A 21,886-nucleotide genomic window follows, 5' to 3' on the forward strand; every position below is an offset into this window, starting at 1 on the left:
CGTATCAAGCCTGTAAAAGGTGTAAACGATGTCCCCGGTCTAATGTGTAAAGGATGTACCGGTCTCTACAGTGAGGGCAGGCTTTTGATCTTCCCCTATATCCCAGAAGTATCACCACCCCACCCAATTAATATTGTACGAACCCTCCCCCGCCTTCCAATACTCGCCTCAAGCAACCACCCACCCGGGCCGGATGCGAACAGGCGAGGGAATGCGCGAGTGCTGCGCATAGAAACGGTCGATTGCCCGGGACGTGGATGCTGTGAGCCACAAGGCTCCCTTCCCCGCTATCAGGAGATCGACTTCAATGATCATCGATATCAGCTGCTATCCCACGGATCTCGTGGACCTCGCCTGGAGGCATGACGGTGACCCGTTCACCGGCGAGCGTCTGCTGGAGATGATGGATGGCCCGTACATGGTCAACGGCAAGCCTCGCCGCATCGACAAAGCCTTCATCCAGCCGCCGCAGGGCAACACCATCTACACCTGGACCGACGGCGAGCTGTCGGGCCGCGAATCCATCGACGCCTACATGGCCTACACCCTGAAAATGGTCCAGACCTACCCGGACCGCTTCATCGGCTGCTTCGTCTACAACCCGCGCTGCGGCGTGGAAAACGGCGTCGAGGCGATCGAGCGTTACGTGAAAGAACACGGTTTCAAGATGGTGCAGATGCAGGCCAACATGCACGCCTACCGTCCTGACCGCGCGCTGGACTGGGTGCGTCCGGCCTTCGAGAAATGTGCCGAGCTGGGCATCCCGGTCAAGCTGCACACCGGCGACGGGCCTTACAGCATCCCGTCGGAATGGGTGCCGATGATCAAGGAGTTCCCCAACGTCGATTTCATCATGGCCCACTTCGGCGTGCAGACCGGCGGCGTCTACGTGTTCGAACCGATGCAGTGGGCGATGGAGCTGCCCAACGTCTATTGCGAGTCCGGCTGGTGCCTGCAATCGCGGATCGTCGAGTTCGCCAAGGTCCTGCCGACCCACAAGATCCTGTTCGGCACCGACACCCCGCCGAACGAACCGGGCATGTGGCTGCGCCTGCTCGAAGTGCTCTGCCACGAGCCGCCGCAGGGCCTTAACCTCGACGAAGACACCCTCGAAGACTACCTGGGCAACAACACCGCACGGATGATCGGCCTCGAGCCGTCCCCGCCGCCGCGTTCCGTTTCCGAAGCAGAGGCGCAACTCAAGCGCCCCGTCACCACCCAACTGGCCAGGAGCTGAACCGATGATCATCGACACCCATCTGCACCCCACCAATCTGGTCGACGAGGCCTGGCGCCACACCGGCGAACCGTTCACCGGCGAGCGCATGCTCAAGCTGATGGACGGCCCGTACATGATCAACGGCAAGCCGCGCCGGATCGACATGGGATTCATCCAGCCGCCACCGGGCAACACCGGTTATCGCGACGGCAACCGCCGTGGCCGCGAGGGCGTGCGCGACTACATGTCGTACGTCGCCGAACTGTGCGTGAAGTACCCGGACCGGTTCATCGGCAACTTCAACTTCAACCCGCGCTGGGGACCGGAAAACGGTGCGGCAGAGCTGGAATTCCATATCAAGGAATACGGCTTCAAGATGCTCAAGCTGCACGCCAACATGCACGGCTATCGCCCGGATCGCGCACTCGACTGGCTGCGTCCGGCGATGAAGGTCTGCGCCAAGTACAACATCGTGGTGCTGATCCACACCGGTGACGGCCCGTACACCATTCCGACGATGTTCTACCCGATCATCCGCGAGTTCCCGATGGTCAATTTCATCATCGGTCACTTCGGCATCCAGACCGGCGGCAACTACTCGTTCGAAGCGTTCTGGATGGCGATGGACACGCCGAACGTGTACTGCGAATCCGGCTGGTGCTTCCAGTCGCGGATCGTCGAGTTCGCCAAGGAGCTGCCGCGCAACAAGATCGTGTTCGGCACCGACTCGCCGCCGAACGAACCGGGCATGTGGCTGCGCGAGCTGGAAGTGTTGTGCTCGCCGGCGCCGCAGGGCCTGGGGATCGACGAGGATCACCTTGAGGATTACCTGGGCAACAACATCGCCCGGTTGTGCGGGATCGAACCGACCCCGCCGCCCAAGGATCTGGCCGAAGCGGACATTCGCCTGACCACGACCTACCTCTAAACAGGGTCTGACCCGGCTTCAACCCAGCCACACAGCGACTTTACAGGCGCGAAGATGATCCGGCGTTCGCTCGACCGGCAGGCCAACGGCTTGTCGATCGAACGCCAGCCTCACCCCTGCGCGCCTGCTTTTTACGAGGTGAAACCATGACCCGTTCGACGCTCGGCGACTCTCAGGATTTTCACGTATTCATCGACGCCTATCGCCGCCAGTACCCGGACGATGTGCTGACCATCACCCAACCCCTTTCTGCCGATCAGGACGTCACCGCCCTGGTCGATGCCCTCGCCGCTCAGGGCCGCGATCCGCTGCTGATCTGCGAAAACGTCGGCAACCTCGGTGTGCCGGTGGCGACCAATCTGTTCGCCTCCCGTCGGCGCATCGCCCGGCTGTTCGGCGTCAGTGCCGCGCAGTTGCACGAAACCTTCCAGACCCGCGCCAACCAGCCGATCGCGCCGCGCTACGTCGAAACCGGCCCGATAATCGATGAAGTCTTCGAAGGCGAAACCCTGGACCTGGCGCTACTGCCGATGCTCAAGCATTTCGACAGTGATCGCGGCCCGTACATTACCAACGCGATCATCATCGCCGAGGACCCGCAGACCGGCATCGCCAACATGAGCTACCACCGCTCGATGCGTCACGCCCGTCAGGCCCTGGCTACCAGCCTGCATTCACGCGGGCATCTGTGGCGGATGCTGCAGACCGCCCGCGAACGCGGCGAAGAACTGCGCGTGGCCATGGTCGTCGGCGCGCATCCGCTGTTCATGCTCGCCGCTGCTGCACGGCTGCCCTATGGCAGCGATGAACGCGCGGTGGCCGGCGGGCTGTTCGGTGCGCCGCTGGAACTGGTCAAGACCCCGCGCTACGGCATCGGCGTGCCGGCTTACGCCGAGTTCGTACTCGAAGGCACGATAGACCCGACGGCCTATGCCGAAGAAGGCCCGTTCGGCGAATTCAGCGGTTATTCCTCGGATCGCTCGACCAACAACGTGCTGCGCGTCGACACCTTGTTGCGGCGCAAGGACGCTTGGCTGGTGGACGTGATGGGCGGACGTTACGCCGAGCACCTGACCCTGGCGCGGCTGCCTCGCGAAGCGGAAATGAGCGAGAAGCTCAAGGCACGTTTCCCCGCCGTCACCGCCGTGCATTACCCGAACTCCGGTACGCATTTTCATTGCTACGTGGCGCTGGACCAGAGCCGCGACGGCGAGGCCCGGCAGATCATGCTGGCCCTGCTCGGCTGGGATCCGTACCTGAAAACCGTGATCGCGGTGGACAGCGATATCGACCTCACCGACGACAGCCAGGTGTTGTGGGCGCTGGCCACGCATTTCCAGCCGCACCTCGACATTTTCACCATCGACGGTTTGCCCGGCAGCCCCCTGGATCCGTCGTCCTCGGTCAATGGCACCACCTCGCGCATGGGGCTGGATGCCACGCGTGGCTCGGGGTTCGACGGGGTCAAGGCGCAGCTCGATCAGGACGTGCTCGAACGCGCGCGGCAACTGCTTGAAGGTCTGCCATCGTGAACCGCCAGCGGATGGTGGTCGGCATCAGCGGCGCGTCCGGGTTTATCTACGGCGTGCGCCTGCTGGAGTTGCTGGCCGAGCTGAACATCGAAAGCCACTTGATCATCAGCCGCGCCGCGCTGCTGACCATGGCCCACGAAACCGACTACAAACTGGCCGACGTCACCGCCCTCGCCAGCCATTACCACCGCGCCGACGACGTGGCCGCCGGGATCGCCAGCGGTTCGTTCCGCTGCCTGGGCATGGTGGTCGCGCCGTGTTCAATGAGGACGCTGGCGGAGATCGCCACCGGCACCTCATCGGGGCTGATCGGCCGCGCCGCCGACGTCACCCTCAAGGAGCGCCGCACCCTGGTGCTGATGGCTCGCGAGACGCCACTGACCCTCGCCCACCTGCGCAACATGACCGCCGTCACCGAGATGGGCGGCATCATCGCCCCGCCGGTACCGGCCTTCTACGCCCGCCCAGACAGCCTGGCGCAAATGGTCGACCACAGCCTCGGCCGCGTCCTCGACCTGTTCGGCCTCGATGCCGGCACCGCGTTGCGCTGGGGTGAAACCCCGGCCCCCAGCCAAATCCAGCCTCACTCCCCTTCATCGTGCACCGGTCTATCACTACCAAGGAGCCTCACATGAACACCCCCTTCAACGCCCCGACCCCGAACACCAAAATCCCGGTCACCATCCTCACCGGATTCCTCGGTGCCGGCAAAACCACCCTGCTCAATTACATCCTCAAGGAGAACCACGGCCGCAAGATCGCGGTGATCGAAAACGAGTTCGGCGAAGTCGGCATCGACGGCGATCTGGTGCTCAGTTCCGAGACCGAAGAGATCTACGAAATGGTCAACGGCTGCGTCTGCTGCACCGCCGAAGTCCGCGAAGATCTGGTGCGGATCGTCCGCGAACTGGTGGCGCGTCCGGTGCGGCTCGACCATATCCTGATCGAGACCAGCGGCCTGGCCGACCCGTACCCGGTGGCCCAGAGCTTCTTCATCAACGACCCGATCGCCGAGGAAGTCGAACTCGACGCCATCGTGACCATGGTCGATGCCAAACACATCGCCCAGCACCTGGAAGACTTGCAACTGGACGGCGTCGACAATCAGGCGGTGGATCAGATCGTCTGCGCCGACCGCATCGTCATCAACAAGGTTGATCTGGTCAGTTCCGAAGAGGTGGAAACCCTGCGCGGCAAGATCCGCGGATTGAACGCCACGGCGGATCTGGTGACCTCGACCCACGCACAGATCGACTTGTCGAAGATCCTCGGCATCGGCGCCTTCGAATGCACGCAGAAGCTGATGGAAATCGGCGCGGATCAGCACGATCACGATCACCACGAGCATGACCATCACGCTGAAGAACCCGATCACGAGCACGACCCAAGCGTGTCCTCGGTGGGCATCGCCGTGGACGGCGCCGTCAACCTGATGGCGTTCCACCGCTGGATCAGCGAGTTGCGCAGTTCCCAGGCCGACAACCTGTACCGCATGAAAGGCGTGCTGGCGGTGGCCAACGAAGACCAGCGCTACGTGCTGCAAGGCGTGCACAGCCTGGTGGAGTTCCGCGCCTCGACGGCGTGGGGCAGCGAGCCGCGCTCGAGCAAGATCGTGTTCATCGGCCGCGACCTGGATCGGGCGGCGCTGAACCAGGGCTTCGCCGCCTGCCTGGCCGGCTGAAACCCGGCATCGGAGCCGGTGGATGGCGGTTCCGGGCACACAGAACGAATACCCCTCTGTACCGAATAACAACAGCTAGAGGTGATTCCCCATGTCGTCAGCCAGTTCCTCCTCCACCGTCCACCCTGTCGACCGCGTCCTGCCGGTGCGACAGATGCTCACCCTCGGCCTGCAGCACATGGCCGTCTCGTACATCGGCGCCATCGCCGTGCCGTTGATTGTTGCCAGTGCCTTGAAGATGTCCCACGCCGACACGGTGGTGCTGATCAGCACCACGCTGTTCTGCTCCGGCATCGCCACCCTGTTGCAGACCGTCGGTTTCTGGAAGTTCGGCGTACGCCTGCCGATTCTGCAAGGCGTGGCGTTCAGCAGCGTCGGGCCGGTGATCGCCATCGGCAGCAACCCGGAGGTGGGGTTCGCCGGGGTCTGCGGGGCGGTGATCGGTGCGGGGATTTTCACCATGTTGATCGCGCCGTTCGTGGGCCGCTTGCGACGGTTTTTCCCGCCGGTGGTAACTGGCTGCATCGTCACGGTGATCGGTCTGCAGCTGTTCCCGATTGCCTATGAATGGGTCGGCGGCGGGCGCAACGCGAGCAACTTCGGCGCGCCGGCGTTTCTCGCCGTGGCCGTGGTGGTGTTGCTGACCATCCTGCTGGTCAACCGTTATGGCAGCCCGTTGCTGCGCAACATGGCGGTGCTGGTGGGGATGCTGGTGGGCGCCGGTCTGGCTTACGGTCTGGGCATGGGCAACTTTCACAGCGTCGAGGACGCGCCGTGGCTGACCGTGCCCTATCCGTTCTACTTCGGCTTGCCGACCTTCAGTCTGATCCCCATCGCCACCATGGTGGTGGTGATGATCGTGCAGATGGTCGAATCCATGGGGCTGTTCGTGGCCATTGGAGACATTGTCGACAAACCGGTGGAAGACAAACAGGTGATCAACGGCCTGCGCGCCAATGGCCTGGCCAGCACCATCGCCGGGATGTTCGCCGCGTTTCCGTTCATTGCCTTCATGGAGAACGTCGGTCTGGTGATCCTGACCGGCGTGCGCAGCCGCTGGGTGGTGGCGATCAGCGGTCTGCTGATGTGCTCGATTGCGCTGGTGCCGAAAGCCGGGGCGATCATCGCCTCGATGCCGACCGCCGCGCTGGGCGGTGCCGGCATCGCGATGTTCGGCGTGGTCGCGGCGGCGGGCATCCAGACCCTGGCCAAGGTCGATTACGAACGCAATCGCTACAACGTGCTGATCGTCGGTTTCACCATCGCCGCCGCCCTGGTGCCGGTGCTCGCCCCGACCCTGTTCAAACAACTGCCCGAGTGGTCACAGCCGTTCCTGCACAGCAGCGTGGTCATCGCCTGCCTGGTGTCGGTGCTGCTCAACGCGGCGCTCAACGGCGTCAGCGTGCCAGAAACCACACCCGGCAAATCCGCCTCGCACATCCTCTGACTGGAGCTGCCCATGACTCAACTTCAAAACATCCTGATCAAGCACCCGGTCGCGGTGATGACCGGCCTGCGCGGCCCCCGTGCCCGGGCCGGCGCGGTGGACATCCGCGTGGTCAACGGCCGGATCGCGGAAATGTCCGCCAACCTTGAGCCGCAACCCGGTGAGCGAGTGATCGACGCGCGAAATTCGGTGGTCTACCCGGGCTGGATCAACACCCACCATCACCTGTTCCAGAACCTGCTCAAAGCCGTGCCCGAAGGTTTGAATCAGGACCTGCAAGGCTGGCTGGCCAGCGTGCCCTATCCGCGCCTGAACCGCTTCACCCCGCAACTGGCGCGGATCGCCGCACGGCTGGGGATGGTCGAACTGCTGCTGTCCGGCGTCACCACCTGCGCCGATCACCATTACCTCTACCACGCCCACGGCAGCACCGAGACCGGCGACTTGCTGTTCGACCTAGCCGAGGAATTCGGCCTGCGTTTTGTGCTCTGCCGTGGCGGTGCGCTGGAGTCGGCGAGCGCACACCCAGGCTTCTCGAAAACCGCGCTGCAACCGGAATCCCTGGGGCAAATGGTCGGCGATATCGAACGGCTGAAATCGCGCTACCACCAGGACACCCCGGATGCTCTGCGCCGGGTGGTGGTGGCGCCAACCACGCCGACCTTCTCGCTACCGCCAACGTTGTTGCGCGAACTGGCGCACACCGCCCGAGGCATGGGATTGCGCCTGCACACGCACCTGTCTGAAACCGAAAACTACGTGAACTTCTGCCGCGACAAGTACAACTGCCTGCCGGTGGAATTCGTCGCCGAACACGAATGGCTCGGCCCGGACGTCTGGTTCGCCCACGCCGTGCACCTGCAACCGGGGGAAATCCGCATGCTCGCCCAGACCGGCACCGGCGTCTCCCACTGCCCGGTGAGCAACGCCCGGCTGGGCAGCGGCGTCGCACCGATCCCGCAGATGTATGAGGCCGGCGTGCCGATCTCCCTCGGCGTCGACGGCGTGGCCTCCAACGAATCCGGAAGCATGGTCGGCGAAGCCAACACCGCCTGGCTGATCCACCGCGCCGAACAAGGCGCCTCCGCCACCACCGCCGAAGACGTCATTCACTGGGGCACAGCCGGCGGCGCGCAAGTGCTCGGCCTCGGCGCGGTCGGTACGCTGGAAGTCGGCCAGGCAGCGGATCTGGTGATCTACAGTCTCGACCACCCACGCTTCTACGGTTTCCACGACAGCGCCGTCGCACCGGTCGTCGCGGGTGAGCCGATTGCCGTGAAATACAGCCTGGTGGGTGGGCGGATCGTCGTCGACAACGGGGTGATTCCGGGGCTGGATATCGAACGGATGCGGGCCGAGGCCTGGGAGGGTGTGCAGGCGATGATGAAGGTCGACGATTGATGGATGACCGGTGGGAGCGACGGTGCGACGATTCGCCTCGTCGGCTCCCGCCGGCGGCATTAGCGCCCTGCGCTTTTGTCGACTAACGTTAGTACCTCATCGGATTGAGCCCCTGCCGGTTACACCGGGCTCTTGATCAAGGAGAGACTGATGACATCCCGCCGCCTCATCGAACAGACCTATCGCACCTGGTCCAGCCCCATCCTGCTGGAGCTGAAAAAGCGCGAGCACCAGATGGCGCCGGCCGAACGCCAGGCGCTCGAGAATGTGCTGGTGGAAAGGCGATTGCTGGACGTTGGCAACCCGAACGGCAGTGACCGTCGCAAAGGTTCGGCGAACACCAACGAAAGACCTGGGTAGTCGCAAGCCAACGTGCAAAAACTGTGGGAGCAAGCTCGCTCCCACAGGTAAAGCTTTGCCTGGCAATAGAATGTTTTGCCGACCCATCCAGCTCTGTCCGTGTTCACGCCGCGCGTTGCCCCCCGGCCACCGCCGCCGAAGCTGCCAGCATCGCGCGAAGCAACACTGCACAGCCGGCCGCCAGATCGTCCGGCGCGGCGTTTTCGATTTCGTTGTGGCTGATGCCGCCTTCGCACGGTACGAAGATCATCCCGGCCGGACCCAGTTCGGCGAGGAAAATCGCGTCGTGGCCGGCGCCGCTGACGATGTCCATGTGCGACAGGCCCAGACCTTTGGCGGCGCCGCGCACGGCTTCGACGCAGCCTTTTTCGAAGTACAGCGGCGGGAAGTCAGCGGTCGGGGTCAATTCATAGGTCAGGCCGTGTTCTTCGCAGGTGGCTTCGATGACTTGCTTGACCTCGGCGATCATCGAGTCGAGGCGTGCCGGTTCCAGGTGGCGGAAGTCGAGGGTCATGCGCACCTCACCGGGAATGACGTTGCGCGAACCCGGATAGGCTTGCAGGCAACCGACGGTGCCGCAGGCGTGGGGTTGGTGCCCGAGCGCCGCGCGATTGACCGCGCCGACGATCACCGAGGCGCCGACCAGAGCATCCTTGCGCAGGTGCATCGGGGTCGGACCGGCGTGGGCTTCGACGCCGCGCAGTTTCAGGTCGAACCACTTCTGCCCCAGTGCGCCGAGCACAACACCGATGGTTTTCTGTTCGTCCTCAAGGATCGGGCCTTGCTCGATATGTGCTTCGAAATAGGCGCCGACCTTGTGCCCGCTGACCTTGCGCTGCCCGGCGTAGCCGATGGCGTTCAGCGCTTCGCCGACCGTAACGCCGTCGGCATCGACCTTGGCCAGGGTCTCTTCGAGGGTGAACTTCTCCGCGAACACGCCGGAGCCCATCATGCACGGGGCGAAGCGCGAGCCTTCCTCGTTGGTCCAGACCACCACTTCCAGCGGTGCCTCGGTTTCCACGCCGAGGTCGTTGAGGGTGCGCAGCACCTCGACCCCGGCCAGCACGCCGAAGCAGCCGTCGAACTTGCCGCCGGTGGGCTGGGTGTCGATGTGGCTGCCGGTCATCACCGGCGGCAGGTTCGGATTACGGCCGGGACGACGGGCGAAGATGTTGCCGACTTCATCGACCGTGACGCTGCAACCGGCGTCCTTGCACCACTGCACGAACAGGTCGCGGGCCTGGCGATCGAGGTCGGTCAGCGCGAGGCGACAGACCCCGCCCTTGACCGTGGCGCCGAGCTTGGCGAGCTCCATGAGCGACGCCCACAAGCGGTCGCGGTTGATATGCTGATGGGTCGATTGCAGAACGTCTACGGCTGCGTTCATGGGGATCTCCTCAGGCAGTTCTTATGGGAATTACAATGGCGATTTGACGGCCACCGGCGTCGCACGCATCGCGCACAACCCGTAATAGATCAACCCGCCCAGCGCCGAGCCGGTGAACCAGCCGTAGCTGTAGAACCAGCTGAACGCGCTGCTGCCCAGCGACAGCAAGGTCAGCACCACCGGCACGCCGAAGGCGATGAACCCGGCCCAGTTCCACGCCGGGTACACGTCGTCGCGGTACAGGCCGGCCAGGTCCAGTTGCTGTTTCTTGATCAGGAAATAGTCCACCACCATGATCCCGGCGATCGGCCCGAGCAGGCTGGAATAGCCCAGCAGCCAGTTCGAATACACGGTTTCCAGGCTGACATCGGAGACGATCAGCCCAAGCTTTTTCAGCAGCTCATGGCCCATCAGCGCCAGCCCGACGAACCCGGTGAGAATCACCGCTTTGGTGCGGTTGATCACCTTGGGCGCGATGTTCTGGAAGTCGTTGGTTGGCGAAACGATGTTGGCGGCGGTGTTGGTCGACAGCGTGGCGATGATGATCAGCGCCATGGCCACCGCGACCCATACCGGGCTCTGGATGTGGCCGATCAAAGTCACCGGATCGGAGACGCTGACGCCCACCAGTTTCACCGAGGCGGCGGTCATCACCACGCCCAGTGCGGCGAACAGGAACATGGTCAGCGGCAGGCCGAAAATCTGCCCGAGGATCTGATCCTTCTGGCTGCGGGCATAACGGCTGAAGTCGGGAATGTTCAACGACAGGGTGGCCCAGAAACCGACCATCGCCGTCAGCCCGGCGGCGAAGTAACTGACCACACTCGCGCCCTCGGGACGCTTCGGCGGAATCGCCAGCAGTTCAGTCATCGAAACATTCGGCATGGCCCACACCAGCAACCCGATGCCGACCGCCACCAGCAGCGGTGCCGACAGGGTTTCCAGCCATTTGATCGACTCGGCGCCACGGATCACCACCCACAGGTTCAGCGCCCAGAAGACCATGAAACCGATCACCTCCCCCGTCCCGCCAAGGGATTTCCAGCCCTCGAACACCGAGCCGAGAAACAGGTGAATTGCCAGCCCGCCAAACATGGTCTGGATGCCGAACCAGCCGCACGCCACCAGCGCGCGGATCAGGCACGGCACGTTGGAGCCGAGAATCCCGAACGACGAGCGCAGCAGCACGGGAAACGGAATCCCGTACTTGGTGCCGGGAAACGCGTTGAGCGTGAGGGGAATCAAGACGATGACGTTGGCAAACAGAATCGCCAGCAAGGCCTCGCCGACGCTAAGGCCGAAATACGCGGTGAGGACGCCGCCGAGGGTGTAGGTCGGCACGCAGATCGACATGCCGACCCACAGCGCGGTGATGTGCCATTTGTTCCAGGTTCGTTCGCGCACCTTGGTCGGTGCCATGTCGTGGTTGTAACGGGGACTGTCGAGGACGTCGCTGCCGGCTTCGAGTTCGAACAAGCCGTCGCGCTCGGTCACTTGCGATCTGTTCTGTTGCATGGCCGCTCCACTGTTCTTCTGATTATTTTTTTGCTCATCAGGCGGCTGCACACGCAGGTGCGAGCCGGACGATGGCCGGAGGAACTGACAACTTTCATGCACCGGCCATGGTGTCAGCGGCGGCATCAATAAACGTGCCGGGTGCCCCGCTTTCGCATCGGGCCGTGCTTCTATTTTTTTGTAACCGACTGATGTTTATCAGTTTTAATTATTCACCTTGTGAGGCCGCGAAAACTTGACTGAACACTCAGGCTAAATGCCAGGCAAGTTGTCCGAACTGTCAGGACTCAATCTGGTGCACTGCATTATTTTTCTTCAGAACGCGTCACCCGCAGCTCAACTTCAAGCGGCTGATTTCACATAGGAAATCTTGCTCATATTTCCAACCTGTCAAGTGCGTCAAAATGGTGAAGCGCCTCACCATTTTGGTGATTTTGTATTTTTATCGTTATTTATCAACGATTTAAAACAGTAATAAGCTTATAAAAAATAATCTTGATCAATTGCAGAACTGCGACTAGCGTCTATTCCTGACAGCGCTGACAAGATTACGCATTTGGCGCTGCGAACAATAAAACACTAGAACCGGCACAAGTCGGTCATGCCTGCGAGGAACTCGGAATGTCTCTGTTGATCCGTGGCGCCACCGTTGTTACCCATGATGAAAGTTATCGCGCCGATGTCTATTGCGCTGACGGCGTGATCAAAGCCATTGGTGAAAACCTGGATATTCCCGCCGGCGCCGAAGTGCTCGACGGCACCGGCCAATATTTGATGCCCGGCGGCATCGATCCGCACACCCACATGCAACTCCCGTTCATGGGCACCGTGGCCAGCGAAGATTTCTACAGCGGCACCGCGGCTGGCCTGGCCGGTGGCACTACTTCGATCATCGATTTCGTGATTCCCAATCCGCAGCAGTCGCTACTCGAAGCCTTTCACCAGTGGCGTGGCTGGGCAGAAAAATCCGCTTCCGACTACGGCTTCCACGTCGCGATCACTTGGTGGAGCGAGCAGGTGCGGGAGGAAATGGCCGAGCTGGTCAGCCATCACGGGATCAACAGCTTCAAGCATTTCATGGCCTACAAGAACGCGATCATGGCCGCCGACGACACGCTGGTGGCGAGCTTCGAGCGCTGCCTGGAACTCGGCGCCGTGCCGACCGTGCACGCGGAAAACGGCGAGCTGGTCTATCACCTGCAACGCAAGTTGATGGCCCAAGGCATCACAGGGCCGGAAGCACATCCGCTGTCGCGGCCCTCGCAGGTCGAAGGCGAAGCCGCGAGCCGGGCGATCCGCATCGCTGAAACCATCGGCACACCGCTGTACCTGGTGCATGTTTCGACCAAAGAGGCCCTCGACGAAATCACCTACGCCCGCAGCAAGGGCCAACCGGTCTACGGCGAAGTGTTGGCCGGGCATCTGCTGCTGGACGACAGCGTCTATCAGCACCCGGACTGGCAGACCGCCGCCGGTTACGTGATGAGCCCGCCGTTCCGCCCGCGCGGGCATCAGGACGCGCTGTGGCATGGTTTGCAGAGCGGCAATCTGCACACCACCGCCACCGACCATTGCTGCTTCTGCGCCGAGCAGAAAGCCGCCGGCCGTGACGACTTCAGCAAGATCCCCAACGGCACCGCCGGCATCGAAGACCGCATGGCGGTGTTGTGGGATGAAGGGGTGAACTCGGGGCGGTTGTCGATGCAGGACTTCGTCGCCCTCACCTCCACCAACACTGCGAAGATCTTCAACCTCTACCCGCGCAAAGGCGCGATCCGCGTCGGCGCCGATGCCGACCTGGTGCTGTGGGATCCGCAAGGCACCCGCACCATCTCCGCCAAGACCCACCATCAGCAGGTGGACTTCAACATCTTCGAAGGCAAGACCGTGACCGGTGTGCCGAGCCATACCGTCAGCCAGGGCCGGGTGGTCTGGGCCGACGGCGACCTGCGCGCCGAGCGTGGGGCCGGGCGGTATATCGAACGGCCGGCGTATCCGGCGGTGTTTGATTTGCTGAGCAAACGGGCTGAGTTGCACAGGCCTGTGGCCGTCAAGCGCTGATTCCCTGATTGCCGATGATCGTTCCCACGCTCTGCGTGGGAATGCCTCAAGGGACGCTCTGCGTCCAGTGACGCGGAGCGTCACGGGCTGCATTCCCACGCGGAGCGTGGGAACTATCAAACACAACACAAAAAACCACTGCCCGACAGAGGCAGAAAACCTCAAATAACCGTGAGGCAAAAAACCGTGATCGAGACCCTGAACCATCTCCCGCACCCGCACGAAAGTGCGGCCGCCCTCGCCGGCCATTTCACCGATCTGGCGCCACCGCTCAACGACCGTCAGGCGCATCTGGAAGCCTCACGCTGCCTGTACTGCTACGACGCGCCGTGCGTGAATGCGTGCCCGAGTGAGATCGACATTCCGTCGTTCATCCGCAATATCCATCAGGACAACGTGCCAGGCGCCGCGCAGAAAATCCTTTCGGCAAACATCCTCGGCGGCAGCTGCGCGCGGGTCTGTCCGACCGAGATCCTCTGCCAGCAAGCCTGCGTGCGCAACAACGCCCACGAATGCGCGCCGGTGCTGATCGGCCTGCTGCAACGCTATGCCGTGGACAACGCTCACTTTACCGAGCACCCGTTCCAGCGCGCCGCCGCCACCGGTAAACGCATCGCCGTGGTCGGTGCCGGTCCGGCGGGTTTGTCCTGCGCGCATCGCAGCGCCATGCACGGTCACGACGTGGTGATTTTCGAGGCACGGGAAAAGGCTGGCGGGCTCAACGAATACGGGATCGCCAAGTACAAACTGGTCGACGACTATGCACAGAAGGAGTTGGATTTCCTCCTGCAAATCGGCGGCATCGAAATCCGTCACGGCCAGAAACTCGGTGAGAATCTGACTCTCAGCGAACTGCACCAACAATTCGACGCGGTGTTCCTCGGCCTCGGCCTGAACGCCAGCAAGCAACTCGGCCTGCCCCACGAAGACGCCCCCGGCCTGCTCGCCGCCACTGACTACATCCGCGAACTGCGCCAGGCCGATGACCTGTCGCAACTGCCGCTGGCCGAACACTGCATCGTCCTCGGCGCTGGCAACACCGCCATCGACATGGCCGTGCAAATGGCACGCCTCGGCGCCCGCGACGTCAACCTGGTCTATCGCCGTGGCGCGGCGGACATGGGCGCCACCGGCCATGAACAGGACATCGCCAAGGCCAATCAGGTGCGGCTGCTGACCTGGGCGCAACCGGACGAAGTGCTGCTCGACGCTCAAGGCAAGGTGCGCGGCATGCGTTTCGCCCGCACCCATCTGGTGGAAGGTCGTCTGCAAACCACTGGCGAGACGTTCGAACTGGCCGCCGATGCGATCTTCAAAGCCATCGGCCAGGCCTTCGACGGCAGCGCCCTCGCCGACCCGCTGGCCCGCGAACTCAAGCGTCAGGGCGAACGCATCCAGGTCGATGAAAACCTGCGCACCAGTATCCCCGGTGTGTACGCAGGCGGCGACTGCACCAGCCTCGATCAGGACCTGACCGTGCAAGCGGTGCAACACGGCAAGCGCGCCGCCGAGGCGATCAACGCTCAACTGATGCTTAATGTGGAGGCTGCGTAAATGGCCGATCTCTCGATTGTCTTCGCCGGTATCAAAGCCCCCAATCCGTTCTGGCTGGCCTCCGCGCCGCCGACCGACAAGGCCTACAACGTGGTGCGCGCCTTCGAGGCCGGCTGGGGCGGCGTGGTCTGGAAAACCCTGGGTGAAGACCCGGCGGCGGTCAACGTGTCGTCGCGTTATTCGGCGCACTACGGCGCCAACCGCGAAGTGCTGGGCATCAACAACATCGAACTGATCACCGACCGTTCGCTGGAAATCAACCTGCGGGAAATCACCCAGGTGAAGAAGGACTGGCCGGATCGCGCGCTGATCGTGTCGCTGATGGTGCCGTGCGTCGAAGAGTCGTGGAAACACATCCTGCCACTGGTGGAAGCCACCGGCGCTGACGGCATCGAGCTGAACTTCGGCTGCCCCCACGGCATGCCCGAGCGCGGCATGGGCGCGGCGGTCGGTCAGGTGCCGGAGTACGTCGAGCAGGTTACGCGCTGGTGCAAGACCTATTGCTCGCTGCCGGTGATCGTCAAACTCACACCGAACATCACCGACATCCGCGTCGCCGCCCGCGCCGCGCATCGGGGCGGCGCCGATGCAGTGTCGCTGATCAACACCATCAACTCGATCACCAGCGTCGACCTCGAACACATGGTCGCCCTGCCCACCGTCGGCAGCAAAAGTACCCACGGCGGTTATTGCGGCTCGGCAGTGAAGCCGATCGCGCTGAACATGGTCGCGGAAATCGCCCGTGATCCGCAGACCCAGGGCCTGCCGATCTGCGGCATCGGCGGTATTGGCAGCTGGCGTGATGCGGCGGAGTTCATCGCACTGGGCAGCGGCGCGGTGCAGGTATGCACGGCGGCGATGCTGCATGGTTTCCGGATTGTCGATGAGATGAAGGATGGCCTGTCGCGGTGGATGGACAGCCAGGGTTACGCCAGCATTGCCGAGTTTTCCGGGCGCGCGGTGGGCAATACCACGGACTGGAAGTACCTGGACATCAATTATCAGGTGATTGCGAAGATCGACCAGGAGGCGTGCATTGGTTGCGGGCGTTGCCACATTGCCTGCGAGGACACTTCACACCAGGCGATCAGCAGCCTGAAACAGGCCGATGGCACGCATCAATATGAAGTGATCGATGATGAGTGTGTGGGGTGCAATCTGTGCCAGATCACTTGCCCGGTGGCGGATTGCATCGAGATGGTGCCGATGGAGACGGGCAAGCCGTTTCTGGACTGGAATCATGATCCGAGGAATCCGTATCACGTTGCTGTCTAGATTGCCTGCTGATCCAGAAGTCCCCTCACCCTAACCCTCTCCCCGAGGGAGAGGGGACTGATTGGGGGATATTGATGAATTACACCGACGTGAAAGTCTTGCGTTGAATCCATAACCGAAGCTGCTAGAGCTGCGCTTTGAATCCATAACCGACCCGGTCTTGCAGGTCGATGTAGCTCGCAAGACACCTCGATCGGCCCCCTCTCCCTCCGGGAGAGGGCTGGGGTGAGGGCCAGCTTTTGACTTTCAGGGCTCCAACCCGATCCCCCGCAAAATCACGCTAGTCACCGTCTGCACCGCCCGCTCGAACTGCATGTCCGACAGCGGCTGGTGCTCATTCAAAATATTCACCTGATGATCGAAGTCGGCATAGTGCTGTGTCGAGGCCCAGATCATGTACAGCAGGCTCGACGGCTCCACCGGCAGAATCCGCTTGTCCTCCACCCACTGCCGGATCTTCGCCTCCTTCATCTTCGCCCAGTCATACAGGCTCACATCCAGCGCCTCGCCGAGGGTCGGGGCGCCGTGGATGATTTCGTTGGCCCAGACTTTCGACCCGTAAGGCCGGCTGCGCGAGTGGTTCATCTTGGCGCGGATGTAGCTGCTGAGCACCACGCGCGGATCGTCGAACATCTCGAAGCACAGCGCGTCCTGCTTCCACACTTCCAGCAGGTCGAACAGCACTGCGCTGTACAGTTCGCTCTTGGTCGAAAAGTAGTAATGCAGGTTGGATCGCGGCAGCTGCACTTCAGCCGCGATGTCCGCCATGGCGGTGCCGCCGAAACCTTTTTCGGCGAAGACTTTTTCCGCCGCCAGCAGGATCTTGTCGACGTTGGTGCGGCGGATTTCGATCTTGTGATTGCCCATGAGGGCTCCCTGAAGACAACGTTGTTGAAGACTAGCATCCGCTCTGGGCAAGGGGCGACAGCCGAGAACGATTCTTCACACACTTGGGCTTTTTTCTGGTTTAGGATCGCCCTCCTTCTCCCCGTCAGACACTGAAGGATCTGTCCATGACCATTCGAAAGCGCATCGCTGCGGATGATCCGCAGCTCGCCGCACTGTGGGAACGCTCGGTCCGCGCCACTCACGACTTCCTCCCGGAAGATGACATCCATCGGCTGTTCCCGCTGGTGCGTGACACCTACCTGCCCGCGCTGGATGTGCAGGTTTTCGAGAACCCCGACCACTCCCCGGCAGGCTTCATCGCCACCGATGACGACACCGTACAAATGCTGTTCATTGACCCGGCTCAGCGTGGCCAGGGTATCGGCCGGCGCTTGCTCGACCACGTCCGGCGCCCGTTGCTGAAGGTCGACGTCAACGAACAGAACCCGCAAGCCCACGGCTTCTATCGGCACTACGGATTCGAAGACATCGGCCGCTCGGCACTCGACGGCGAAGGCCGGCCCTTTCCGGTCATTCACATGCGCCTGAAAGCCCTGTGATCCACGTCCTATACTCAGCCCGCCATTTCACTGAAAGGAATCGTTCCATGTCGATGAAAAAACTGTTCACCACCGGCGCGCTGCTGGCCTCGCTGATCGTCACTTCCCAGGCCTTCGCCCACGCCCATCTGAAAAGCCAGACCCCGGCCGCCGACAGCACCGTCGCGGCACCGGCGGATCTGCGTCTGGTGTTTTCCGAAGGCGTCGAAGCCAGCTTCACCAAAGTCACCGTGACCCACGACGGCAAGCCGGTGAAAGTCAAACCGCTGACCACCGAAGGTGACAAGAAAACCCTGATCGTCACCCCCGAAGCACCACTGACCGCTGGCGAATACAAGGTCGAATGGCATGCGGTGTCGGTCGACACGCACAAAAGCGAAGGCGCCTATCAGTTCAAGGTTGGCCAGTAATTCATGAGTGAAGCGCTGGTGCTGTGCCGGTTCCCGCATTTCATCGTGGTGTTGATGCTGTTCGGGGCCTGGCTGTTCCGGCCGCTGCTGCTCAAGGGTGAAGCGCCGGCACTGGATCGGCAGTTGGCGCGACTGGCTCGCTGGCTGGTGGCGATTGCCCTGCTCAGCGGCGTCATCTGGGCGTTGTTGATTACTGCAAGCATGGCCGGTTCGGCGGCTGCCGCTTTTGATCCGGCCACCGTCGAGCTGGTTCTCGGTCATACGTTTTTCGGTCAGGTCTGGCGCTGGCATCTGTTGATCAATGCGCTGTTGCTGGCGTTGCTGTTTACGCCGTGGCGTTCGAACCGGCCATTGCGGCTGGGCCTGAGCGCGCTGCTGCTGATGACGCTGGCACCGGTCGGACACGGGGCGATGCTCGATGGCTTCAGCGGGCAAATGCTGATCCTCAATCAAGTCATTCACCTGACGTGTGTCGGCGCCTGGCTCGGCGGGCTGCTGATGCTGGTGATGATCCTGCGCCAACCTGACAAAGACATGCGCGAAATCTTGCAGCGTTTCAGCGGACTCGGTTACGCACTGGTCGCCGGCCTGCTGATCACCGGGCTGATCAACGTGCGCGTGCTCACCGGCCAATGGTGGCCGACACCGCTGTTCTCGGGATTCGCCCTGATACTGCTGATCAAGGCGCTGCTGGTGTCCGGCATGCTTGCACTGGCGCTGTTCAATCGCGTGCGGATCAACGATTGTGAACAACGGCTCGACACCCTCAAGCACAGCGTGATGCTTGAATGGCTGCTGGGGATCGGCGCCGTGGCGGCGGTGTCCGTGCTCGGCACCTTGCCGCCGATGATCGCCGCCTGAGGTCAGTGTTTCTGGGTGTCGCCCGCCGCCGTATCAATGCTGACCACCACTGACATCCCCGGCCGCAAGCGCTCGCTCTCCTGCTGATCCGGATCGATGGTGATGCGCACCGGCACTCGCTGGGCGATTTTCACGAAGTTGCCGGTGGCATTGTCAGCCTGCAACAACGCGAATTCGGAACCGGTGCCCGGCGAGATGTGCTGCACGTGGCCGGTGAATTTACGGTGGTTCAAGGCATCGACGGTGAAGCTCGCCGGTTGCCCGACGCGCACATTGTCCATCTGGGTTTCCTTGAGGTTGGCGATCACCCATTTCTGGTTCGGCACCAGCGCCATCAACTGCGCCCCGGAGTTTACGTAAGCACCCAGACGCACGCCAATCTGCCCCAACTGACCGTCACGTGGAGCAATGATCCGGGTGTTGGACAAGTCGATCCGCGCCAGCTGCACCGCCGCCTCGGCGCTGGCCACCGCCGCTTCCAGAGAGCCGCGATTGACGATCACCGTTTGCAGATCCTGCCGGGCGATTTCCAGATTGGCCTTGGCCTGCGCCACCGCCGCAATGCTTTGGGCGTTGGCGGCCAGCGCCACGTCCATCTCGCGCTTGGACACGGAGCCGTCATTGACCAGCGCTTTGTTGCGTCGCAGATCCGCCTCGCTTTTGCGTAGCTGCGCTTCGCTGTCGGCCACCACCGCCTGACGTAACTTGATCGTCGCCTCGGCGCTGTTGCGCTGCTGCACCACGTTGGCCAGTGAGGCCTTCTGCACCGCCAGTTGCGCCAGCGACTGATCGAGGCGTTGCTGATAGATGCGGTCATCGAGACGCACCAGCAAATCGCCCTCCTTCACAAACTGGAAGTCCTGCACCGGCACTTCAAACACATAGCCACTGAGCTGCGGGCCGATGATCGTCACCTGACCGCGCACCAAGGCGTTTTCGGTGGTCTCAACTGCGCTGCTGAACGGCGGTAGCTGCCAGGCGTAAAGCACGATCAGCACGCCGACGATAGCAATCGCGGCAAACCCCAGCGATGAGATGATCCGCACCCGCAACGAGCGCGGCTCGGTGTTCGGTGATGACGGCGGCGCCACACCTTCAGGGGTGGCGGCGATGGCATTGGTGGTCGTGGTAGTCGGTTCGGTCATGAAGAAGTGGCACCGCTGGAAGGTACGGAAGGTGTCGGGGCGACGGCTTTGGTGGTGCTGATCAGCCACAGCGCACGGATGGAAATCCAGATCATGGTCAGGATCGCGATCACCGCGATCAGCATGAACACATCGTTATAGGCCAGTACGTTGGCTTCGCGGGTAGCGGCGTTGGCCAGGCTGCGAATGCCCTGCAGATTGCGCAGACTCGGGTCGGCAATCACGGAGCCGACCGCCGACCCGCCGCTCTGCACCCGGGCGGCGACGCGGGGATCAGACATCACCAGTTGCTCGACGATGTGGCTGGAATGAAACTTCTCGCGCACGATCTGGAACGTCCCCAGCAACGCCGCGCCGATCAGACCGCCGAGGTTGTTGCAGATCCCGAACAACACCGAAAAACTCACGAGGTTGCGCGGGTTGGTCAGCACGTTGCGCGTGCCCAGCACCATGGTCGGGCCGAGGAAAAAGGTACTGCCGAACGCCAGCAGGAACTGGCTGAAATACAGGTTGCCGGGGCGGGTCAGGTTATTCGATGAGCTGTCCATGATCGAGCCGGTGGCCATCAACGCCAGCGAAATGATCAGCGGCATCAGCAGGTGTTTCGGGTCGATGGTCAGCGCACTGGTCAGCAGCCCGGCGACGCTGCCGATCAGCATCACCACATACAGGCTATGAAGTTGCTGGCTGCTCATGTTCAGGTTCTGCATGAAGCCCACGGCGCCAGTGGATTGCTCCGAGGTCACCATGCGAATCAGGATCACCGCCAGCGCCAGGCGGATCATCACCCCGCTGCCGAGCCAGCGGGTCATCAGCATCGGGTTGCTGCGGTTATGTTCGATGGCCAGCCCCGCGAGAATCAGAGCAATCGAAGCGGCCAGTGCGATACCGATCCAGTCGGCCTCCAGCCACCAGTCGATCCGCCCCAAGGACAACACCGCGCACAACAGCGCAACGCCGGTCGCAAGGATCGCGAACGTCAGGAAGTCGAGGGGTTCGAAAGTCTTGAACCGGTCACCCGGCGGAAGTTTGAGCATCAGGACGCAGCCCAGCGACAGCAACGCCATGCCCAACTCGAACAGGTACAGGCCGCGCCATTCGGCGATCTGCAGCAGGTCTTCGGAAAACAGTCGCGCCAGCGGCAAGGCCAGCTGTGAAGTGCCGAGGCCCAGCACCAGCGCCTTCATCCGCCATTTGGCCGGGAACGCCTGCACCATGTAATACAGGCCCAGCGAGCTCAACGCCGCGCCGACCATGCCGTGGGCCGCACGCACGGCAATCGCCGAATTCAGGTCATTGACGAACAGATGGCCGAAGGTCACCAGCGCATACAGCACCAGAAACACCTCGGTGAACGCGCGCAAGCCGAACTGCTGGCGAAACTTCACCAGCAGCAGGTTCATCGACACGTTGGTCATCACGTACGCCGCCGGTAGCCAGGCCATCTCCGCCGTGGTCGCCCCGAGCGCGCCTTGCAGGTAAGGCAGGTTGGCGACCACCAGCGCATTACCCAGCCCACCGGTCACCGCCACAAGCACGCCCACCAGCGCATAAGCCAGGCGCTTGGGGTTGGAATGCAGCGGCGTCGAGGGGGAACCGGGCAGACTGGGCTTCTCGTGCGGCTGCCAGTTGCGCGGGGCGTATTGGTTCATTGATTGGCCT

The 21,886-nt window shown here is 62.5% G+C and carries 19 protein-coding genes; 14 read left to right on the plus strand and 5 right to left on the minus strand.

The genetic code is table 11. The features are described from left to right. Positions 1-307: 307 nt before the first annotated feature. From AC07XZ_RS24020 to AC07XZ_RS24055, 8 genes are all read left to right on the plus strand, one after another. Positions 308-1,237, plus strand: coding sequence for an amidohydrolase family protein (locus AC07XZ_RS24020; protein ID WP_007952852.1), 930 nt, complete (start codon positions 308-310; stop codon positions 1,235-1,237). 4 nt (positions 1,238-1,241) lie between these two features. Next, positions 1,242-2,147 (plus strand): amidohydrolase family protein, encoded by a 906-nt coding sequence (locus AC07XZ_RS24025; RefSeq protein WP_007952854.1) that lies wholly within the window; start codon positions 1,242-1,244, stop codon positions 2,145-2,147. A gap of 146 nt (positions 2,148-2,293) precedes the next feature. Continuing rightward, positions 2,294-3,679, plus strand: a complete 1,386-nt coding sequence (locus AC07XZ_RS24030) for a UbiD family decarboxylase (RefSeq protein ID WP_102687756.1) — start codon at positions 2,294-2,296, stop codon at positions 3,677-3,679. A gap of 11 nt (positions 3,680-3,690) precedes the next feature. After that, entirely contained in the window at positions 3,691-4,314 is a 624-nt protein-coding gene (locus AC07XZ_RS24035) for a UbiX family flavin prenyltransferase (RefSeq protein WP_102687831.1), read from the plus strand. Next, a complete protein-coding gene (locus tag AC07XZ_RS24040; RefSeq protein WP_102687757.1) occupies positions 4,311-5,360 on the plus strand; it encodes a CobW family GTP-binding protein in 1,050 nt (349 codons plus the stop codon). The genes AC07XZ_RS24035 and AC07XZ_RS24040 overlap by 4 nt, the downstream gene beginning before the upstream one ends. A gap of 91 nt (positions 5,361-5,451) precedes the next feature. Continuing rightward, positions 5,452-6,807: a nucleobase:cation symporter-2 family protein gene (locus AC07XZ_RS24045; protein WP_007952866.1), complete on the plus strand. Its 1,356-nt coding sequence runs from the start codon at positions 5,452-5,454 to the stop codon at positions 6,805-6,807. Between the two features lie 12 nt (positions 6,808-6,819). Next, positions 6,820-8,208: an amidohydrolase family protein gene (locus AC07XZ_RS24050; RefSeq protein WP_102687758.1), complete on the plus strand. Its 1,389-nt coding sequence runs from the start codon at positions 6,820-6,822 to the stop codon at positions 8,206-8,208. Positions 8,209-8,358: 150 nt separating this feature from the next. Then, positions 8,359-8,568: a hypothetical protein gene (locus tag AC07XZ_RS24055; protein WP_102687759.1), complete on the plus strand. Its 210-nt coding sequence runs from the start codon at positions 8,359-8,361 to the stop codon at positions 8,566-8,568. A gap of 103 nt (positions 8,569-8,671) precedes the next feature. Here AC07XZ_RS24055 and AC07XZ_RS24060 read toward each other — a convergent pair whose 3' ends face one another. Continuing rightward, complete coding sequence (locus tag AC07XZ_RS24060) at positions 8,672-9,955, minus strand: Zn-dependent hydrolase (RefSeq protein WP_085746081.1); 1,284 nt, start codon at positions 9,953-9,955, stop codon at positions 8,672-8,674. Positions 9,956-9,985: 30 nt separating this feature from the next. Next, entirely contained in the window at positions 9,986-11,470 is a 1,485-nt protein-coding gene (locus AC07XZ_RS24065) for an NCS1 family nucleobase:cation symporter-1 (protein ID WP_007952877.1), read from the minus strand. Positions 11,471-12,091: 621 nt separating this feature from the next. Here AC07XZ_RS24065 and hydA point away from each other — a divergent pair. From hydA to preA, 3 genes are all read left to right on the plus strand, one after another. After that, positions 12,092-13,531, plus strand: coding sequence for a dihydropyrimidinase (gene hydA / locus AC07XZ_RS24070; RefSeq protein ID WP_102687760.1), 1,440 nt, complete (start codon positions 12,092-12,094; stop codon positions 13,529-13,531). 186 nt (positions 13,532-13,717) lie between these two features. Next, on the plus strand, positions 13,718-15,085 hold the full coding sequence (locus AC07XZ_RS24075; protein ID WP_102687761.1) for an NAD(P)-dependent oxidoreductase: 1,368 nt from the start codon (positions 13,718-13,720) through the stop codon (positions 15,083-15,085). After that, positions 15,086-16,360 carry an NAD-dependent dihydropyrimidine dehydrogenase subunit PreA gene (gene preA / locus AC07XZ_RS24080; protein WP_102687762.1) on the plus strand — a complete coding sequence of 425 codons (1,275 nt, stop codon included), beginning with the start codon at positions 15,086-15,088 and terminating at the stop codon, positions 16,358-16,360. 246 nt (positions 16,361-16,606) lie between these two features. Here preA and AC07XZ_RS24085 read toward each other — a convergent pair whose 3' ends face one another. After that, entirely contained in the window at positions 16,607-17,227 is a 621-nt protein-coding gene (locus AC07XZ_RS24085; protein WP_007952885.1) for a TetR/AcrR family transcriptional regulator, read from the minus strand. Between the two features lie 146 nt (positions 17,228-17,373). On the opposite strand from AC07XZ_RS24085, the gene AC07XZ_RS24090 reads away from it, so the two are divergent. The 3 genes from AC07XZ_RS24090 to copD are packed head-to-tail and all read left to right on the plus strand — an operon-like array spanning position 17,374 to position 19,079. Continuing rightward, on the plus strand, positions 17,374-17,808 hold the full coding sequence (locus AC07XZ_RS24090) for a GNAT family N-acetyltransferase (RefSeq protein ID WP_085648338.1): 435 nt from the start codon (positions 17,374-17,376) through the stop codon (positions 17,806-17,808). A 47-nt stretch (positions 17,809-17,855) separates the two neighbouring features. Next, on the plus strand, positions 17,856-18,218 hold the full coding sequence (gene copC / locus AC07XZ_RS24095) for a copper homeostasis periplasmic binding protein CopC (RefSeq protein WP_102687763.1): 363 nt from the start codon (positions 17,856-17,858) through the stop codon (positions 18,216-18,218). Positions 18,219-18,221: 3 nt separating this feature from the next. Beyond that, on the plus strand, positions 18,222-19,079 hold the full coding sequence (copD, locus tag AC07XZ_RS24100; protein WP_102687764.1) for a copper homeostasis membrane protein CopD: 858 nt from the start codon (positions 18,222-18,224) through the stop codon (positions 19,077-19,079). Between the two features lie 2 nt (positions 19,080-19,081). On the opposite strand, the gene AC07XZ_RS24105 is transcribed toward copD, so the two are convergent. Together AC07XZ_RS24105 and AC07XZ_RS24110 are read right to left on the minus strand one after the other, a co-directional pair. Then, a complete protein-coding gene (locus AC07XZ_RS24105; RefSeq protein WP_039767224.1) occupies positions 19,082-20,224 on the minus strand; it encodes an HlyD family secretion protein in 1,143 nt (380 codons plus the stop codon). Continuing rightward, entirely contained in the window at positions 20,221-21,876 is a 1,656-nt protein-coding gene (locus tag AC07XZ_RS24110) for an MFS transporter (RefSeq protein WP_102687765.1), read from the minus strand. The genes AC07XZ_RS24105 and AC07XZ_RS24110 overlap by 4 nt, the downstream gene beginning before the upstream one ends. Positions 21,877-21,886: the final 10 nt, after the last annotated feature.

This window comes from Pseudomonas sp. GW458-11-26-14-LB4, assembly GCF_059423925.1.

What these genes read in the sequence shown, in the direction of transcription:
- AC07XZ_RS24020 (WP_007952852.1), top strand. Translation starts at nt 308, where the DNA reads ATGATCATCGATATCAGCTGCTATCCCACGGATCTCGTGGACCTCGCC.
- AC07XZ_RS24025 (WP_007952854.1), top strand. Translation starts at nt 1,242, where the DNA reads ATGATCATCGACACCCATCTGCACCCCACCAATCTGGTCGACGAGGCC.
- AC07XZ_RS24030 (WP_102687756.1), top strand. Translation starts at nt 2,294, where the DNA reads ATGACCCGTTCGACGCTCGGCGACTCTCAGGATTTTCACGTATTCATC.
- AC07XZ_RS24035 (WP_102687831.1), top strand. Translation starts at nt 3,691, where the DNA reads ATGGTGGTCGGCATCAGCGGCGCGTCCGGGTTTATCTACGGCGTGCGC.
- AC07XZ_RS24040 (WP_102687757.1), top strand. Translation starts at nt 4,311, where the DNA reads ATGAACACCCCCTTCAACGCCCCGACCCCGAACACCAAAATCCCGGTC.
- AC07XZ_RS24045 (WP_007952866.1), top strand. Translation starts at nt 5,452, where the DNA reads ATGTCGTCAGCCAGTTCCTCCTCCACCGTCCACCCTGTCGACCGCGTC.
- AC07XZ_RS24050 (WP_102687758.1), top strand. Translation starts at nt 6,820, where the DNA reads ATGACTCAACTTCAAAACATCCTGATCAAGCACCCGGTCGCGGTGATG.
- AC07XZ_RS24055 (WP_102687759.1), top strand. Translation starts at nt 8,359, where the DNA reads ATGACATCCCGCCGCCTCATCGAACAGACCTATCGCACCTGGTCCAGC.
- AC07XZ_RS24060 (WP_085746081.1), bottom strand. Translation starts at nt 9,955, where the DNA reads ATGAACGCAGCCGTAGACGTTCTGCAATCGACCCATCAGCATATCAAC.
- AC07XZ_RS24065 (WP_007952877.1), bottom strand. Translation starts at nt 11,470, where the DNA reads ATGCAACAGAACAGATCGCAAGTGACCGAGCGCGACGGCTTGTTCGAA.
- hydA (WP_102687760.1), top strand. Translation starts at nt 12,092, where the DNA reads ATGTCTCTGTTGATCCGTGGCGCCACCGTTGTTACCCATGATGAAAGT.
- preA (WP_102687762.1), top strand. Translation starts at nt 15,086, where the DNA reads ATGGCCGATCTCTCGATTGTCTTCGCCGGTATCAAAGCCCCCAATCCG.
- AC07XZ_RS24085 (WP_007952885.1), bottom strand. Translation starts at nt 17,227, where the DNA reads ATGGGCAATCACAAGATCGAAATCCGCCGCACCAACGTCGACAAGATC.
- AC07XZ_RS24090 (WP_085648338.1), top strand. Translation starts at nt 17,374, where the DNA reads ATGACCATTCGAAAGCGCATCGCTGCGGATGATCCGCAGCTCGCCGCA.
- copC (WP_102687763.1), top strand. Translation starts at nt 17,856, where the DNA reads ATGTCGATGAAAAAACTGTTCACCACCGGCGCGCTGCTGGCCTCGCTG.
- copD (WP_102687764.1), top strand. Translation starts at nt 18,222, where the DNA reads ATGAGTGAAGCGCTGGTGCTGTGCCGGTTCCCGCATTTCATCGTGGTG.
- AC07XZ_RS24105 (WP_039767224.1), bottom strand. Translation starts at nt 20,224, where the DNA reads ATGACCGAACCGACTACCACGACCACCAATGCCATCGCCGCCACCCCT.
- AC07XZ_RS24110 (WP_102687765.1), bottom strand. Translation starts at nt 21,876, where the DNA reads ATGAACCAATACGCCCCGCGCAACTGGCAGCCGCACGAGAAGCCCAGT.